Annotated in this window: 11 protein-coding genes, 1 tRNA gene and 4 pseudogenes; 10 read left to right on the forward strand and 6 right to left on the reverse strand. The window is 68.0% G+C overall.

All coding sequences use genetic code 11. From position 1 onward, the window contains the following. Nucleotides 1-411: 411 nt before the first annotated feature. From SNE206_RS38935 to SNE206_RS38945, 3 genes are all read right to left on the reverse strand, one after another. Nucleotides 412-1,191: a hypothetical protein gene (locus SNE206_RS38935; RefSeq protein ID WP_407918334.1), complete on the reverse strand. Its 780-nt coding sequence runs from the start codon at nucleotides 1,189-1,191 to the stop codon at nucleotides 412-414. A gap of 743 nt (nucleotides 1,192-1,934) precedes the next feature. After that, complete coding sequence (locus SNE206_RS38940; RefSeq protein WP_407918335.1) at nucleotides 1,935-2,891, reverse strand: terpene synthase family protein; 957 nt, start codon at nucleotides 2,889-2,891, stop codon at nucleotides 1,935-1,937. Then, entirely contained in the window at nucleotides 2,888-4,240 is a 1,353-nt protein-coding gene (locus tag SNE206_RS38945) for a cytochrome P450 (RefSeq protein ID WP_407918336.1), read from the reverse strand. The genes SNE206_RS38940 and SNE206_RS38945 overlap by 4 nt, the downstream gene beginning before the upstream one ends. 1,074 nt (nucleotides 4,241-5,314) lie before the next feature. Here SNE206_RS38945 and SNE206_RS38950 point away from each other — a divergent pair. Then, nucleotides 5,315-5,539: a WhiB family transcriptional regulator gene (locus SNE206_RS38950; RefSeq protein ID WP_407918344.1), complete on the forward strand. Its 225-nt coding sequence runs from the start codon at nucleotides 5,315-5,317 to the stop codon at nucleotides 5,537-5,539. Nucleotides 5,540-5,697: 158 nt separating this feature from the next. Further along, a pseudogene (locus SNE206_RS38955) lies at nucleotides 5,698-6,452 on the forward strand (IS5 family transposase). Between the two features lie 7 nt (nucleotides 6,453-6,459). Here SNE206_RS38955 and SNE206_RS38960 read toward each other — a convergent pair. From SNE206_RS38960 to SNE206_RS38970, 3 genes are all read right to left on the reverse strand, one after another. Beyond that, on the reverse strand, nucleotides 6,460-6,840 hold the full coding sequence (locus tag SNE206_RS38960; RefSeq protein ID WP_407918337.1) for a hypothetical protein: 381 nt from the start codon (nucleotides 6,838-6,840) through the stop codon (nucleotides 6,460-6,462). A 475-nt stretch (nucleotides 6,841-7,315) separates the two neighbouring features. After that, nucleotides 7,316-7,398 (reverse strand) — tRNA-Leu (locus SNE206_RS38965). Between the two features lie 118 nt (nucleotides 7,399-7,516). Next, entirely contained in the window at nucleotides 7,517-8,158 is a 642-nt protein-coding gene (locus SNE206_RS38970) for a transposase (protein ID WP_407918338.1), read from the reverse strand. Nucleotides 8,159-8,684: 526 nt separating this feature from the next. Here SNE206_RS38970 and SNE206_RS38975 point away from each other — a divergent pair. The 8 genes and pseudogenes from SNE206_RS38975 to SNE206_RS39010 all read left to right on the forward strand — a co-directional run. Further along, nucleotides 8,685-9,131, forward strand: coding sequence for a HesB/IscA family protein (locus SNE206_RS38975; RefSeq protein ID WP_407918339.1), 447 nt, complete (start codon nucleotides 8,685-8,687; stop codon nucleotides 9,129-9,131). Nucleotides 9,132-9,693: 562 nt separating this feature from the next. Then, nucleotides 9,694-10,695, forward strand: a pseudogene (locus SNE206_RS38980) (transposase). A gap of 379 nt (nucleotides 10,696-11,074) precedes the next feature. After that, on the forward strand, nucleotides 11,075-11,503 hold the full coding sequence (locus SNE206_RS38985) for a cold-shock protein (RefSeq protein ID WP_407918340.1): 429 nt from the start codon (nucleotides 11,075-11,077) through the stop codon (nucleotides 11,501-11,503). 672 nt (nucleotides 11,504-12,175) lie between these two features. Then, a pseudogene (locus SNE206_RS38990) lies at nucleotides 12,176-12,346 on the forward strand (winged helix-turn-helix domain-containing protein); the annotation flags it as partial. A 412-nt stretch (nucleotides 12,347-12,758) separates the two neighbouring features. Next, on the forward strand, nucleotides 12,759-12,992 hold the full coding sequence (locus tag SNE206_RS38995) for a transposase (protein WP_407918341.1): 234 nt from the start codon (nucleotides 12,759-12,761) through the stop codon (nucleotides 12,990-12,992). A gap of 734 nt (nucleotides 12,993-13,726) precedes the next feature. Next, the gene (locus tag SNE206_RS39000; RefSeq protein WP_407918342.1) at nucleotides 13,727-14,137 is read left to right on the forward strand and encodes a hypothetical protein; all 411 of its coding nucleotides are present in this window, start codon (nucleotides 13,727-13,729) and stop codon (nucleotides 14,135-14,137) included. 43 nt (nucleotides 14,138-14,180) lie between these two features. Further along, the gene (locus tag SNE206_RS39005; protein WP_407918343.1) at nucleotides 14,181-15,938 is read left to right on the forward strand and encodes a 1-deoxy-D-xylulose-5-phosphate synthase; all 1,758 of its coding nucleotides are present in this window, start codon (nucleotides 14,181-14,183) and stop codon (nucleotides 15,936-15,938) included. Nucleotides 15,939-15,971: 33 nt separating this feature from the next. Further along, nucleotides 15,972-16,110, forward strand: a pseudogene (locus SNE206_RS39010) (4-hydroxy-3-methylbut-2-en-1-yl diphosphate synthase); the annotation flags it as partial.

Raw genomic sequence — 16,110 nt, forward strand, 5'->3', positions numbered from 1 at the left:
TCGTCCCCCATCACCATGCCAACGACCACCATCTGCACTGGTCACGCTTCCGGCGACGAAGCCAGGCCCGCGCCCGCAAATCCCACTACAAACGCCGCGGACACAACCCCCAGATGCGGTTGCAGTACTAGCCGAGGGAGGAGTCACCTCACACGCTTTACCGAGCGCCTGCTGATCCAGGTCATGGACAGTGGTGGCGAGCAGCGCCCGTACGCTGGCAGCCTCGTGTACCGGGCGAGCACGGGCGAGGCATTGGCATCGTGGCAGCCCTCGCACGCTCCTCGGCCGTCGACAGGCGGCCGCAGGGGTAGCTCACCATGAGCGTCCTCGACATCGAAGGATCCGGCTGGGTCCGGGGCCGCAGCCGTCGGCTGCGGCCGCTGCCCCGGACTCATTCCGGCAGCCGGCCGGTCAGGGCGTCGGCGGAACGACGATCCGGTCGAGGTCGGGGGTAGATCCAGAAGGGTTGCTGAAACTGATCGTGTTGATCCCGGCCACGAGCGGAAGCGGCACCGTCACTGCGACGGGCGTGTTGTACGAACCGGTCGGACCGAGGGACATGGCCAGGACGCTCGCACCGTTGACCCCGAAAAGAGCTGTGAGGGAGTCCGTCTCGCCATTGGTGTAGTACACCGTCACCCGGTACGTTCCGGCCGAGGCGACCCTGATGCCCGTCAGCGTCAGTGTCGACGATGTCTGGACGTAGCCGATCCGGGCTCCGCCGTGGCAGCCCGGGCAGGCGATCGAGGCCGTCCGGCCGGTCAGGGTGTTGGCCGACGCCTCGGCCTCGAAGCTTCCACCGGAGGGAAGCGGCGGGCTGCTGGTCGTCACCGCAGCCCCGGGGGTGCTCGCAGGAGCCTTCCCCGGCACAGGGACCGACACCGTCGTGGTGGCCGTAGGCTGCACCCCCATCACCACGATGGGACCGACGCCGAGTTGAGACTGTCCCGGAACGGGAACCTGGCTTGCGCCGGAGGGCAGGCCGTCGGACGCCGGATCAGCGGATGCCGGATCAGCGGATGTTGTGGGCCCGGACGCTCGGCCGGCTTCCGCCTGCTGCGGGGGGAGCGGCGTCCATGGGCCCAGTCCGTTCGGCGTAGGGCCGAGCTCCTGGTGCGCCGTGCCGGTACCGCCCGCGACCACCTCGGCGCCCACGGCCGCGGCAAGCACCAGGACCACGACAGCAGCCATGCCGGCGATCGGCAGCCTGCGTGCCCTGTGGCGGCGCCCCGTGGAGGGCGATCCGTCCGATGCCGCAATCTGCTCCGCCGAGTCGTGCGCAGGCTCACGCCGCACCAGCCCAGTACTGGAGTGCCGCGGCGGAGAGAGCATCACGAGCGCCTCGCCGGAAGCCGGTGACCCGGCGGGCCGAGGATCGTCGCCTACCGTGACAGGCCTCCCCTCCGGAAGGGAGGCCGCGGTCTCGCCCTGGGACACCTGCGGCAGAGAACGGGACCGACTGCCAGCCACCGGAGTAGCAGGGTATGGGGCCATGGTGCCGCCCCGAGGCGGCGCGACCTCACCTTCTGACGCCGGACCGACCGGAATCGGTGCTCCGCAACCCGGGCAGGAGATGGCGCCGTTGGTGTAGCGTCTGCATGCCCTGCAGTAGTTCATGTGGTCTCCGTGTTCCGGCGTTCCAGCCGCAAACCCCTGAGGCCGACGGCTCGTCAGAGCCCGTCCTCGGCGCGTACTGCGAGGCGACGGCCGCGTTCGCCTCGTCGACTGGTGAACGGCCCTCCGCACAACGAAGGTTCAGCGCAGGAGGAGCGGCACGCCCACGGAAACCAGTTTGACGACAGGGCCCCGCGACGACGAAATCCTGCCCGATCGAACCGACCGGACAGGATTTCGGCAAATTGAGCCGAGAACTGCTGCGGGCTGCCGACGTGGGCGCGCCCCGCCCCGCCGGACGTTGGTCGCGGGGTCGTCTGTCAGGCGGCCCGGTAGTCGTCCACGTGGTAGCGACCGGTCTCCAAACTCCAGTCGATGTTGCCCGCAATCCAGGCTCGCAGGCTCTCGACGTAACGGTCGACCTCGGAACCGGCGCGGGTGGACAGCAGCTGGTCGACCAGCGCAATGAAGCGGCGCATCTCCTCGTCGGCGAGCCGGGCCGCAGTGGTGAACGCCACGGCGGGTGGGAGGCCGTGCTCGGTCATGAGCGCGATGGGGAGGTTCAGCGCGGCATCGCGGTCGAGCTCCCGGTAGCCGGACAACACATCGTGGTGCATGGCGATCAGCCGGTTCGCCGACCGGACCACTGCCTGCAGGTCCGGTCGGCACCAGGCCGCGCCCGGCAGCTCGTACCCACCCGCGATCTCCGCGAAGACGAAACACACAGAGCGCATGCAGATGCTGGACTCCCGGAGTGCCATGTAGTCGGCCAGCGTCGGGCTGCTCCGTTCGGCCAGCTGGATCGCCTCGCATGAGGCGGCCATGAAGTATTCGGTCATCCCGCAGATGAAACGTTCCAGCTGCTCAGGCCTGGCCAGCGAGTTCAGCCTGCGGCTGATGTCGCTCAGCGCCAACTGCTCACGGCTGGGAGTCGGCGGCAGGTCGTCCGGATCCCTCAGGATGCGGAGCGACCCGATGACGTGGTCGGCGACCACGCGCAGGCGGCGATCCGCGCCCGCCTCCTCGATGTGGCTGTCGTCGGTGCGGAAGAGCCAGACCATGAGGTCGGATGCAAGCTGCAGCGCCTCGAACCGGCCTGTCGGGTAGACAGCCGCGGTGAGGAATCCGAACCGTGCCTGCCGGGCCGCCTGTTCTTCCTCGGCTGTGCTGACGAATCCGAACCGCCGCAGCCACGCGATGGTGCCTTCCTCGAATTCGCGGGCTGCAGGATGGGTTGCTCGTGGGAACGGGCAGTACAACTCTGGTATTTGGTTCATCGGCGGTCCTCCGGGAACCGCTCGCGCACAGTCATCCGCAGCCCGTTCGGCGTCACCGTCACGCCCCGGGCCCACCGGATCCGCTCACCCGGAGCGGGCCGCAGTTGCCAGCGGGAGGCGATCGTCGCCAGGACCAGTGTGGCCTCGGTCACCGCGAAGACGTCACCGATGCACTTCCGCGCTCCGGCTGCGAACGGCACGAAGGCACCTCGCGGCAGCCCTTCACCGGCCGCTGGCCAGCGGTCCGGATCGAAGCGGTCGGGATCGTGGTAGAGGTCCGGCCGTCCATGCAGGGCGAGTGTGCTGTAGATCAGCATGGTGCCTGCGGCGACCGGATGGCCGCCCAGTTCGGTGTCCTCGGTCACCGTTCGGGTCAGCAGCCATACGGTCGAGTAGCGGCGCAGCGCTTCGGTGATCACCCGGCCGGTGTAGTCCAGCTTCGCCAGGTCTTCCCAGGTCGCCTCGCGCCCGCCGAGCACCTCGTCGACCTCCTGGTGGAGTTTGTACTCGACATCGGGGTGGAGGGTGAGTAGGTAGAGCACCGAGGAGAGCAGTGAGGCAGTGGTCTCGACCGAGGCCACCAGCAGGTTGACCACTTGGTCGAAGATCTCCTCGTCGACCTCGGCCACCGGCCGCGGGTCGTCCTCGCGGGAGGCCAGCAGCAGTGACAGTACGTCTCGCCGGTCGGCCCCGCCCGCGCGGCTCTCGGCCAGGTACAGGCCGGCGATCTCCCGCAGCCGGGCCCGTGCCCGGTCGTAGCGCACCTTGCCCGGGGTGGGAATGCGGTCCAGCAGGGCGGGCGTCAGCATCCGGCGATACATGCCGCGGAAGACTGTGCGCAGCGCGTCGCAGAAGTCTTGGTGGACCGACTCGTCGGCGGGGGCGGCGAAGATCGTGGCACGGGCCACCCGGGAGGTGATTTCGTGCATGGCGCGGGCGGCGTCCACATCCTCCCCGTGCTGCCAGCGGCCTACTACCTGGCCGATCTGGTCGGTCATCATCGCCGCGTAGTCTGGCATGCGGGAACGCTGGAAGGCTGGCTGGAGCACCCGGCGTTGGCGCCGATGGTCCTGGTGTGGACACGTCACCAAGCCGTTGCCGGCAAACTCCCGTACCCGGTCGAAGAGCGCACCGCCCTTGTCGAACACCCGGTCGTCGAGCAGCATCCGTTGGACCAGCTCGGGATGGCAAACCACCAGCGCTTGTATCGGCCCTACCCGGACCCGCACCAGATCGCCCTGCGCCACCAGGCCTCGGACGAATTCCTGCGGATTCCTCAACCAGCGCAGCGCATGGCCCGCCAACGGGAACGACCCGGATGCCTCGGCGATAGTGAACACCGTGGACATCTAGTACCTCCTGTTGCATCGCTATACCGACACAAACGGGTACAAGACCGTGCACGGTTCATCTGTCTCCGCGGCGCACTACGCTCATCTCGGTCACATGCCGTGGCCGCGCAGGCCCGGCGGGTCCGCCGTGAACCTCCGGGGGTCCGGCGCATCCCCCGGGGGTCCGGTCACGGTGCCGTCAGCGAGCTGCTCCAGGAGGCCGACACAGGAGAACTCGGCCAACCCCTGGCATACCCCGACGCCCAGGCCGGACTCAGGGAGTGTTCGACCTGGCCCTGGGAACGGCGAGGGCCTCCACAGCTCCGAGTGTCGGAGCCGTCCTCTACGACGTTCCGTTCCGGATGAACCGGCGAGCCGTCATGGACGTAAATCGAGGTGGTGGCGATGGGCGTGTCCCGCACCAGTCACTGGGCGTGAAGTCGATACGGCCGGGGAAGGGCCGCCATCCGCGACAGCACGGGGACCTCTCCCTTGGGATGGGGAAACGGCTGGCTGCCGCCCGACCAGGGTGGTCCGGCCGGAAGCCCCGGTTGCAGGCGTGTGCCGGCGGTCTGGTCAGGGATGATGGGCCTGGGTATGGGATGAACAGACGTGGTGGAAGGGGTCCTGGGATCCTGGGGGCATGCGCAGATCCGAGAGTTCGGGGGCAGGGAGAGTCGGCGCCCGCCTGGACACGGCGTCCCGGACGATGCACGTGACGCGGGGCTCCCGGATGCACCGGGGTTCCTCCTTGCCACAGCAAAAGCTCTTCAACGGCGATGAGTTGCCCGTGGGCAGCCCCACGCCAGCCTCGGGACCTGGCGCCGGGACTGGTTCTGCACCACGCGGTGTGTGAGACAGGGGCTGCCGCCACCGGGTGACCGGCCCGCGGCCGGCGGACGCGCAGCTGTTGCTGTAGGTGCTCCCAAGGGTGCGCATTCGGCGGGCTCGTCGAGGCGTGGTCGCACACAGGCGGGCAAGCATCTCATCGCGATCACGACGCCGTTGCGGCGAAGGAAGGAACACGCCATCAACACGGGTACGGCCAGTGTATTCAGACCGACCACGCCGGAGATGCTGACAGATCTGGTCATGGCGTACCCGCGGGAGCAGATCCCTTGCCGGAGCACCAACGGTGAACTGTGGTTCTCCAGCAGCGCCACTGCTCAGAAGGCAGCTGCTGCCCGCTGTGCGGCCTGCCCGGTCATCCAAGCCTGCCGTGACACCGGCAGGACCATCAAGGCGAGCTACGGCGTCTGGGGTGGCGAGAGCCCCCGTCAACGTCGCAAGGCCGGTTATGCCCCGCCTAAGGCGTGAGCATGTCCCTCAATCAGAGACGATCCGATCCTCCGCCGATGGACGCCTTGGCATGGTAGTCCCGCGAGATCTCTCACGCGCAATCACGAAAACTGCGGCCTGTCTGGTACTTGATCGTGACTGGTCAGGATGAGTTGACGGATGCAGCGTGGGAGCGGATGGAACCGTTGTTGCGGCAGGCGGACGGGAGCGGCCACCCTTGACGGGGTCATCGGCAGGTGGTCAACCGGGTGTTGTGGCGACTGCGAACGGGGGCGCCGCGGCGTGATTTCCTGAGAGGTACGGGCCGTGGCAGACCGCCGACGAGTGGTTCTGCCGCTGGAGGCGGACGGGATCTGGACCTGCCTGCTGGAACACGTGCAGGTCTGTGACGACACGGCCGGCCGGATGGAGTGGAAGATCCGGGCCGCTCACAGGTGCGCCAGGGTCCTCGGCCGGTCCCGAGGAGGGCTGACCGCCAAGGTCCACCCCGTCGTCGATGGGCCGGACCTGCCGCTGTCTATAGCGCTCAAGCCGGGCAATTCCAACGACGCCACCGCGTTCGGCCAGGTTTTTGACGGCATCCGCATCCCGCGCCCCCATCGGTCGGCCCGCACCCCGCCGCAGCACCTCCTGGACTACAAGGCCTATTCGAGCCAGGAGATCCGTCGGCTGCTGCGGCGTCGGGGCATCGTCGCAACGATCCCCGAACGCCGCGACCAGGTGGCCACCGCAAACGGCGCGGCACCCACGGTGTCCGGCCACCCCCTTCGACCGGACCTCCTACCGCGACCACAACGTGGTCGAACGATGCTTCGCCCGCTTCGAGCAGTTCCGTGCGATCGCCACCCGGTTCGATGAACTCGCCGCCTGCTACCGCGCCGAACTCCTGCTGGCATCCCTGATCCTCTGGCTCCGCGAACCTGCAGCGTGATCATTCGTCAGACAAGCCGTGAGGGCCGAATTCCCGGCACGATCTCAATGGTGCCCACCGTGGACGGGCCACTCGTATAGTGGGCCCGAAATACGCCGGCGGTGGCCAGGGCCTCCTGGCACCGGGGACACGGTCGAGCCATCATCGGAATTCCGATGCGGCTGACCCGGGCGATGAACACTTCGGTCCGCGCAACGGTCCGGCGAGACCTGCGCAGGACGGCTTCCTCGGCGTGGAACGTCGCATGGCGAAAGTCGACCTGCGGATTGTTCCGCCGCCGGTTGGGTGAGCAGGCGAGAACGCGGTTGCCCGCGACGAGGACAGCACCCACTCGAAATCGGCACTGCGACAGCAGAGCTTGGCGGATCGCCAGGTCTATGGGTGGCACGTGGAAGACGGTCCTCTCCTGCTTGTCCGGCGGGGCCTTCGAGGTCTCGCATCGCAGGTCCGGCAGCCGGTCGAGCGGTCCGGTCGAAGCGCGTTCGATTGCTCTGCGCCCCGGCAGGCGGGTCCTCGTACGGAACCCGCTTCGCGGTATGACCAAGGAACATGCCTCGCCGCATTCCCTGTCACCTCACCTCTCGACACCTTTGCCATCGAGAGCCCTGGGCGCAGTCCGGTCACAGTGATCTCCCAGTTCGCCAATGCCATGCACAAAAGGGTCTACGGATCCGGTCGGTACCAGGTTCACCGCCTCGGCGCCCGCAAAGCGCGGCCACCGACGCATCGAGGCCGGATCGCATGTGCAGGCGAATTATCGTTCGCCATCGGACTGACATGGGAATTGGATCGCTTGACGCAAGGCTGCCAAGTGTAACCGTCGAGGGTGATAGCCCGAGCCGGCGCCCGGCAATACCTGTCGGTGGGAGTAGAGGGAGTCGAACCCTCACGCCTTTTGGGCGCCGGTACTTGAAGCCGGTGCGTCTGCCTGTTCCGCCATACTCCCTGGCGGCAGTCAGCATAGCGAACTGCCGGAGCGCCATGTGGGCTTGTGCCGGTGGCGAAAACCGCCGTCTGTGTCCTGCACCTGACGCTGATGCGTCGCGCACCCAGGACTGTGTCGTTCAGGCAATCTGTCCGGTTCGATCACGTGATGCCGAGGGCGGCGAGCGGGTGGCGCGGGTCGCGGGCGTGGTGGCGGAGCCCGGCAGCGATGTTGTCATGGCCGGAGGACGCCGACGGCGAGGTTGCGAAGGTCGGCCATGGCCCGAGGTACGGTTCCGGTGCGCACGGAGGAGACGCCTTCGGCGTAGGTGGAAGTCGAGGCCGCGCGGTGGAGCAGGTCTGATTCGGCGGATCTCGTCGCGGCCGTGCGTGGTGGCGCGGCCTCTGTCCTGCAGCTGAACCTCCTGCCATGGCAGCTGCTTCAGCTCCTGCTGCAGGGTGGGGTGATTGCCCTTGATCACGGCGATGTAGTGGGTCTGCTGTTCCCGACGAGGAAGTGAGCGTTCTCCTCCTGCATCCGGCGCAGTTCGTCGCGCTCGGACTCGCTCGGCCTTCCGGTCACCTCGGCGTCCGCCCCGGGTCCGGGCGCGGTGAACCCAGTTCTGCAGCGTGCTGGTCTGCGCGCCCAGGTCCCGCGCGATCTCCTCGGCGGACTTCCCGGTCTCCACCACGATCCGTACCGCCCCGGCGCGGAACTCCGCGTCGTACGAGCACCTCTTCCCCACCGTGACCCTCAACTTCCCCTCTGATCTCGACTCCACGCTGAGAGGGCAATGTCAGGCCGGCACCGTCTTCCGTTGCGGTGGCCAGGGCTTTGACCCCTCATGATCACCCTGAGGCCGTGTCTGCCTCGTTCATCCCGGCCTCGCGAACACGGGAACCACATCAACCATCTGAACCGGCACCAACCTGGACAGATCTCGGAACGAGGCCGCTCCTGGTCGCGCAGCGCGCCGCACCGCCTTCGGGTGATTCGTGATGCCGACCCGCACAGCACCAGGGGCCCAGACGGATCGGGAGTGAGTGCAGATTCCCCGCCGATACGGTGAGCAAGAACTCGGTGTCGTCCGGGAAATCATTCTCACCACCGAGTCGGAGCGGCACACACCGACAAGTCGGTGAGGCTGTTCGGGGACTGGAGGCCCGGGGTCGACGCGGTGCCACAGTCCGGGAGCTCGGCAGTAGGAGTGAACCTGAATCGGTGTCAGAGCCGTAGTGACTCGGGGCGGCCCAGGAGGCCCCACGTGCCCGCGAGCGGGCGAACGAGCCGATGGGAGTGCATGCCGTATGGTGAACGAGACGGTGACTCGACCGGATTACTCGGTGGAGTTGACGGAGGCAGCCGTCGCCAAGGTGACCGACCTCCTGCGAGCCGAGGAACCAGGTCTGGCGCTGAGGGTTTCTGTTCAGCCCGGTGGCTGCTCGGGCATGAGGTACCAGCTGTACTTCACGGATCAGTATGCGAAGGCGCTGGCGAGGAGTCTGGCCGAGCGTGACGACGAGGGCTTCGCAGAGGCGGAGGACGAGGAGGCCGCGGCTCAGCGCACCACCATCGAGCGGGAGAAGGAATCCGTTTCATGGTTCGGCCGGTTCGCGGTGGTGATCGACAAGCTGAGCGGCCCCTACCTGGACGGTGCTGGCATCGATTACGTCGACACACTGCAGAAGTCCGGTTTCACGATCGACAATCCGAATGCCAAGGGTTCCTGCGGATGCGGCGACTCCTTCCAGTGACCGCGGCCGGCGGTGTTGAGGATGTGCCACTGGCCTGGCTGTGTGCGCAGGAGGCCGCCCGCAGGTTGATCGCTGCTGGCACCGCATCTTGGCCGCGGGCGTCGTTCGAGTACCGGGCGACCCATGACGTCCTCGCGTTGACGCTGATACTGGAGGGCGTAACCGCCTCCTTCTTCGGGCCAACTTCCCACGAAATCGCCGACTTGCTGGTCCGGTTGGAGGATGATGTCGCTTGGGCGCTGTGGTGCCAGGCCGAACTCGGTTCGACAGGCGCTGCCGTGCTGTCCCGGTCAGACCGTGCTTTCGCAGTTGCGACGTTGCGTTGGCTGGTCAGCAGCCGCCTGCTGGCAGGCTCTTTCCAGGACTCCGATGATCCGTGTGGGGCGAGCGCGAAGTGCCATGGAGTGGGACTGAGCACTGGAGTCGCACAGGCTTACCGGCTGCTGGACGAACAGAGGGTTCGTCGGCAGCCGGACCGTCCTCGCTAAGGGGCCGTATCGGGTTGTGATCAATCTGTGGGATTCCCCCTCACCACAGGGCCTGATCCGGTAGATCATGGTGCATGACGCGAGCCCAACTGACTGATGCCGATTTGGAGTTCGTTGAGCCGTACTTGCCTGTCTGCGAGTACGGCCCGTACCCGGAGCGGCTGCGCCAGCAGTTCGAGGGCGTGGTCTGGCGGTTTCGGGCGGGCGGGCAGTGGCGGGAGATGCCTCAGGAGTTCGGGGCCTGGTCGACCATTCACAATCGCTTCCGGCAGTGGCGGGACGCCAGAGTCTTCGAAGCTCTGCTGGAGGGTGTGATCACGGAATCCGCGAAGCGCGGTGAAGTGGGCCTGTCTCTGGTCAGCGTGGACTCCACGACCGTGCGGGCTCACCACGATGCCGCGGGGATGCACCCGAGTCCGGAGGCTCTCGTTGCCCTGGAGAAGGCCGCCGCCAAGGCGGAGGAGGCTGGCAAAAGGGGCTGCTCTGCGGAATAAAACAGGCAGGACATCGTAGAGGACCCTGAACGGGAAGAACGGCGAGGCATCCGGCAACGCCGCAGGCTCCGTCTGAAAGCTGCTCTGCTCGGGCGCTCCAGGGGCGGCCAGACCAGCAAGGTTCATCTGGCCGACGACCGGAAGTGCCGCGCGCTGGCGTTCGTCCTGACCGAGGGGCAAGCCGCCGACAGCCCGCAGTTCATCCCCGTGCTCAGGAAGGTCTGGGTCCGCGGGCCTGTCGGTCGTCCTCGCACTCGGCCCGACGCGGTCGCCGGGGACAAGGTCGACTCGTCCCGCAGCAATCGCTCCCACCTGCGAAAACGTCAAATCAAGGCAGTCATCCCGGAGAAGAGGGACCAGGCCGCCAACCGGAAAAAGAAGGGCTCAGGCGGGGGCCGCCCCGTCGGCCACGACGCCGACCTCTACAAGGAGTGCAACACCATCGAGCGCCTGATCAACATACTGAAGGCCTGGCGGGGCATCGCAACCTGCTACGACAAAACCCCTGCGAGCTACCTCGCGGGCTTCCACCTCCGAGTCTCGATGACCTGGATCAAAGATCTCACCCAGCCCGTCCGTTGATCACGGCTCAATACTCCCTAGATGTCTCTTCGGGAGGAACGACCGGGACCGTCGCCGTCGGGGCCTGGTTCTGTTACAGCCAGGTGCCGAACCCGGTTGAACCGCGAGGCGCGCGCGATAGCCGTGTACTGCAGGGCAGAACAGCCAGGTGCTGCTCCTGGACCTCTCCGGATCCCGCGCCCGCCGCCGGGGCACCGATCCGGGCGGTGCCGGGGCCTGCTGGCCGGCAAGGTCCGGCAGGCCGGCCCGGCCTGCGACACTGTGATCGAACCGATGTGGCAGCCGGCACGTAGTTTTCGAAGTGAGCAGCCACTGGAACGATGGCGAAACCGATGACTTTCCGGGCTCCGGTCCGGTACAACCTCAAGGACGAATCTGTATGGCTACCGGTCGGCTTCTGCGCTTTGATGACATACGCGGCTACGGCTTCATCGCACCCGATACGGGCGGCGAGGACATCTTCGTCCACGTGAACGACCTGCTGGACGAGAAGCACCTGCTGCGGCCCGGTGTCAAAGTGACCTTCGACCTGGCCAGGGGTGACCGCGGCCTGAAGGCGGAGGGCTTGCGCGTTGTCGGGCCGGACGCACCGGCCGCGGCGGTTGAGACGACCGTTGCGACGGCCCTTCCTGCACCCGAGCAGCCTCAGGAGTCGATCGAACTGCTCGACGTGCTGTCCGCGGGGGAGCTGCGGTCCGAGATCACCGAGGCGCTGATCGGCGCCGTTCCCTCGTTGACCGTGGCGCAGCTGGCCCAGGTGCGGGAGTGCATCGGCCGCCTGGCCAGGAACCACGGCTGGGTGGAGTAGCGGGAGCCGATGTCCCCTGGCAGCCGGAGGGAAGTGGGCATCGTCCTGCGGGGCAGCTCGCAGCCGGCCCTCCAGGCTTGCACCGTGCGGGCAGCGCGGTCGGCAGACTCGTCCACGCCGCGGTCCCCGGCCCCTCGGCGGTTGAACTGGTGCTGAACAGGCGGCTGGCGCTGGACCACGCCCGTCAGGGACTTGCTGAACAGCCCGGCGTGCGCCCACGCACCGACGAACGAGCCTGCCGGACGGCGGTGACCTGCGTCTGAGAACCGGCTCGATCGTCCTGCGAGCGGCCCGGGCAGGTGCGGCGGAACCTGGGCGCCAAGTGACGGGAACGGCGGAGAGTACGGCGGGAGCCAAGGAGGGCACGCCCGCCGAATCGCCGCCGCTGGGGGCGAGTGCCGCCGTTCCCGCCTGGTGGAACAGGGGCTGTTCCGGCTGGATCTCCTGTCCTACTGCTGCGGCGCCGGGATCTGGCGCCGCACACGCGGATGAGGGTCGAGTGCGTCCGGCTGGCTGGCCAGGGACGGATCACCGGCAGAGGTTGCGGGTATCGTCGCGGTGCGCCCGGCAACGGTGCGAGGTGCCCTTCGCCGGTACGACGCCGGAGGGCTGTCCGCCCTGGTTGGTCGGCCGCCGAAGGCCGCTCGGGCCGACCTGGACGCGCTGGAGTGCATGCTGGACGAGTGCGCCGAGAACGGCGGCCCGTCCTGGACACTGCCCAGAATGGCGGTGTGGCTCGAGCGCGGCGTGCGCATCCACTCCGCGCGGCTCTCCGTGCTGCTCAAGCGGGACGGCTTCCGCTACAAGCGGACCCGCGCCACCGTGCGGCACAAGGCCGGCGAAGCCCTCCAGCAGTCCGCCAGGGGCAACGTTGGAGGGCCTGCGGCTGTACGGCTGAGGGCCCAAGCCGGTGCTATCGACCTCTTCTACCTCGACGAGGCCGGCTTCGCCCTGACCCTGCCGACCGGCTACACCTGGGCCCGCCGGGGCACCCCCGCACTCGTCCTGCAGGAAGGCACCTGCGGCCGACGGGTCAATGCCCTCGGCGCCCTGCGCATCGACGGCGCCGACCCACAGCTCGTCTTCCGTCCTACGACCGGCAAGATCACTGCCGATGAGCTGCTGGACTTCCTGTGCACCCAGGTTGCCGACTTGCCTGCAAGCCGGGACGCCCTCGCCGCCGGTCCGCCGCCCGGCCGCCTTCCGCGGCCGCGAACCGTGGTATTGGACAACGCATCCCCACGTCAGCCGGGTCGTGAAGGCCGCCAGGCCGCAGTTGGAGGCCCACGGCCTCACCCTCTACTACCTGCCGCCCTACAGCCCGGAGCTGAATTGGATCGAGCGCGTGTGGCGATCGGTGAAGTACGAGGACATCCCCATTCGCGCCTATCCCTGGATCCAAGAACTCCAGGCGACCGTCGACCAGGCCCTCGCCCACCGCGACACCCAGCTCCGAGCAACACCAGCCGACTTACGCAAGAATGCTTAGCGGTGTGGTCGGGTCTTCCCAAGCCACGCCGCCGTACCAGTCGAGGCCATGGTCGAGCCACTGCGGTGTGGTGGCCGCTGCGGACTCCCGACAGAATTCCGAGCGCCTGCAAGTCGCGCCGGACAAGCCGGGTTCGGCGATGTCTGATTCGATCAAGGGCCGCGTTGCAGCCTTTTCTTTCCATGCTGACGGCCCAACTGCAACCGGGACATGAGGCGGAAGGTTGGCCGTTGACCCGCGCGACGGCCAATGCAATCTCAAGATCAATTAATCCCTTCGTGCCGACCTTGAACCGAACCGCGCGGCCGATCCGTTAAAACTGATCTGGGGGACTCGAGCACGCTGCAACTGCGTGCGGCATCACACCGAGACCCCGACTGCGGAGAGCATGACATGCCCATTGCACGCTTCGTCGAGACCTCGACATCGCAGAGTCGACCGGCAGTAGCGCGCCAGCCGATTGCGCCCCGGCCTGTGGCGTGGAATCCCGCACAGTGGACACGCCTCTCCTGGCAGCTCGTTGCGGCGCAGACCTCGGCAGACGATCAATCTCCACCTGACCGCCCGCGAGCCGGGCAGAACACCGCTCGGCCGATTCACCGGAGCCACGCGCTGTCCGAACACATCACCCGAACAACGCGGGCATTCACTTCCGTAAATGTCACCGCTGCCTCTGCTGGATAAATCGCCACGCGGAACGGAATCGCCATAAAGTCACAAATAGCCAGGCCGGAATGAACGACAAGGAGACATCGATGGAAAACCACCGACTCCCCGCTGGAGCCGACCAGGAACTGGCCGGCCGCAACAATGTGGTCCTCGTCGTCGGCTCGGACAACTCGAGCATCTTCCCGCGCATGGTAGAGATCCCTCGTGCGCGCCGCCGCACCGCCCGCCTCGTCCCCGGCAACGGGCGTCTCGGCACCACCTGGTTGGTCGGAGCGTCGAGCAACGGCATCAGCGCAGGGGCCAGTGGGCCGGAGGCTCTTGTCCAGGGGCTTGGCGAACGGCAGGCCGGTCACCGCTGCAAGGTCGACCCGCGGTCCGGTGCCACCGAGAACGTCGTCTTCACGTTGCCCGGACGGGTAGCCGACCTCACCATCGGCAGGGCGCCGCGCACGCCCCTGGCAGGTGAGGCGGCATGACCATCGCCGTTACCCGTACACCCCCCACGCCTCCGGCGGCACCGTGTCACTGCTGAGCGATGTCCACGGACCTGCGGACCTGCGCGCTCTCACCCCGGAGCAGATACGGCAACTCGTTCTGGAGATCAGACAGTTGCTGGTGGAAACCGTCACCCGCACTGGTGGGCACCTCGGCCCGAACCTCGGAGTGGTCGAACTTACGGTCGCCCTGCACCGGGTTTTCGAATCGCCCCGCGACCACATCCTGTGGGACACGGGACACCAGGCCTACGTGCACAAGATCCTTACCGGACGCGCCTCGGCCTTCGCCACACTCCGCACCGCGGGCGGGCTGTCGGGCTACCCCTCGCGCGCGGAGTCCGAGCACGATGTCGTCGAAAACTCGCACGCCTCGACTGCCCTGTCCTGGGCGGACGGACTGGCCCGGGCGCTGAGCATCCAGAGCGTCACGGACCGCGCCGTGGTCGCGGTGATCGGGGACGGCGCGCTGACCGGTGGCATGGCATGGGAGGCGCTGAACAGCATCGGGGCCGCCGACCGCCCGGTGGTCATCGTGCTGAACGACAACACCCGGTCCTACAGCCCCACCGTCGGCGCCGTCGCCGAGCACCTCGCGGCGCTGCGCGGACCCGCTCCCGGCGCGCCCGAAGCAGTGTTCGAGAGTCTCGGCCTGACCTACCTGGGCCCGGTGGACGGGCACGACGTCCAAGCGCTGGAGACAGCTCTCCGCGCGGCGGTCCACCTCCGTCGGCCCGTCGTCGTGCACTGCGTCACCGAGAAGGGCCGTGGTCACCTCCCTGCCGAGCAGGACGAGGCGGACCGGTTCCACGCCGTCCGCGGCAGCTCCCCGCTTCCCGGGACCGGCGACGGCTCGCCGTCGTGGACCGAGGTCTTCGGCCAGGAGATCCTCGAACTCGGGGCCGCCCGCAAGGACATCGTGGCCATCACCGCCGCCATGCTCGCACCCACCGGACTGGCCGGGTTCGCGGAGCGGTACCCGGAGCGCACCATCGACGTGGGCATGGCCGAGCAGCACGCGGTCACCGCTGCGGCCGGGCTGGCCCTGGGCGGAATGCACCCGGTGGTGGCGCTCTATGCGACCTTCCTCAACCGCGCCTTCGATCAGGTACTGCTCGACGCCGCCCTGCACCGGGCCCCTGTCACTTTCGTCCTGGACCGCGCCGGCGTGACCGGGGACGACGGTGCCTCGCACAACGGCATGTGGGACATGTCGCTGCTGCAGCTCGTTCCCGGCCTGCGCCTGGCGGCCCCGCGCGACGCCACGACCCTGCGGAGGGCTCTGCGCGAGGCCGTGGCCGTCCATGACGGTCCCACCGCGGTGCGCTTCCCCAAGGGGAGCACGGGCCCTGACGTTCCGGCCCTCGACACGATCGGCGGCGTCGACGTGCTGCGGCACGGCGAGTGGGACGACATCCTCCTCGTCTCCGTGGGCGCCATGGCCCGTACCTGCCTGGAGGCGGCCGAGAGCCTGGCCGAGCGCGGCTTCGGCGTCACCGTGGTGGACCCCTGCTGGGTCAAACCGGTGGCACCGGCCCTGATCGGACTCGGGCTCCGGCACCGGCTGGTCGCCACCGTCGAGGACAACGGCCGAAGCGGCGGCGCCGGCGCGGCGATCGCCCAGGCGCTGAGCGATGCCGGCGCGAGGACGCCTGCACGCACCTTCGGCATCCCGCAGCGCTTTCTCGAACACGGCTCGCGGGCGTCCCTGCTCGCGGCCAGCGGGCTGACGGCCGACCGGATCGCCCGCGCCCTGGCCGACGCACTTGCCCCGGTCAGCTGAATCGACCAGAAGTCCAGACGAAAGAGGTGTGCGATGGCGGTTCTACTCGGTATTCCGTCCCTGCCGCTCAAGCCGCTCGCCAAGCGCCGCCACTCGCGTCAGATCATGGTCGGCAACGTTCCGGTCGGCGGCGACGCCCCGGTCTCGGTCCAGTCGATGACGACCACGCTGA

The sequence above is a fragment of the Kitasatospora sp. NE20-6 genome (assembly GCF_045862635.1).